This is a genomic window from Streptomyces sp. NPDC054863 (genome assembly GCF_053610825.1).
This window is the reverse complement of record NZ_JBSGZD010000577.1, coordinates 1-1,140: the sequence shown is the minus strand read 5'-3', so window position 1 is coordinate 1,140 and position 1,140 is coordinate 1. Positions and strand designations below refer to the sequence as shown.

Annotated in this window: 1 rRNA gene; it reads left to right on the top strand. The window is 54.2% G+C overall.

Features of this window, described 5'->3' with window-relative positions:
• Positions 1 to 1,140: ribosomal RNA gene (locus ACWGIG_RS39025) — 23S ribosomal RNA — on the top strand; the annotation flags it as partial.

Sequence of the window (1,140 nt, the reverse complement as noted above, 5' to 3'; positions counted from 1 at the left end):
GCTTAGAAGCAGCCACCATTTAAAGAGTGCGTAATAGCTCACTGGTCGAGTGACTCTGCGCCGAAAATGTACCGGGGCTAAACGTATCACCGAAGCTGCGGACTGTTCTTCGAACAGTGGTAGGAGAGCGTTCTAAGGGCTGTGAAGCCAGACCGGAAGGACTGGTGGAGCGCTTAGAAGTGAGAATGCCGGTATGAGTAGCGAAAGACGGGTGAGAATCCCGTCCACCGAATGCCTAAGGTTTCCTGAGGAAGGCTCGTCCGCTCAGGGTTAGTCGGGACCTAAGCCGAGGCCGAAAGGCGTAGGCGATGGACAACAGGTTGATATTCCTGTACCACCTCCTCACCATTTGAGCAATGGGGGGACGCAGGAGGATAGGGTAAGCGCGGTATTGGATATCCGCGTCCAAGCAGTTAGGCTGGGAAATAGGCAAATCCGTTTCCCATAAGGCTGAGCTGTGATGGCGAGCGAAATTTAGTAGCGAAGTTCCTGATTCCACACTGCCAAGAAAAGCCTCTAGCGAGGTGAGAGGTGCCCGTACCGCAAACCGACACAGGTAGGCGAGGAGAGAATCCTAAGGTGATCGAGAGAACTCTCGTTAAGGAACTCGGCAAAATGACCCCGTAACTTCGGGAGAAGGGGTGCTTTTTAGGGTGAATAGCCCGGAAAAGCCGCAGTGAATAGGCCCAGGCGACTGTTTAGCAAAAACACAGGTCTCTGCGAAGCCGTAAGGCGAAGTATAGGGGCTGACGCCTGCCCGGTGCTGGAAGGTTAAGAGGAGCGCTTAGCGTAAGCGAAGGTGCGAATTGAAGCCCCAGTAAACGGCGGCCGTAACTATAACGGTCCTAAGGTAGCGAAATTCCTTGTCGGGTAAGTTCCGACCTGCACGAATGGCGCAACGATCTGGGCACTGTCTCAACGAGAGACTCGGTGAAATTATAGTACCTGTGAAGATGCAGGTTACCCGCGACAGGACGGAAAGACCCCGTGGAGCTTTACTGCAGCCTGATATTGAATGTTGGTACAGCTTGTACAGGATAGGTAGGAGCCTTGGAAACCGGAGCGCCAGCTTCGGTGGAGGCATCGGTGGGATACTACCCTGGCTGTATTGACCTTCTAACCCGCCGCCCGCTTGGCCTC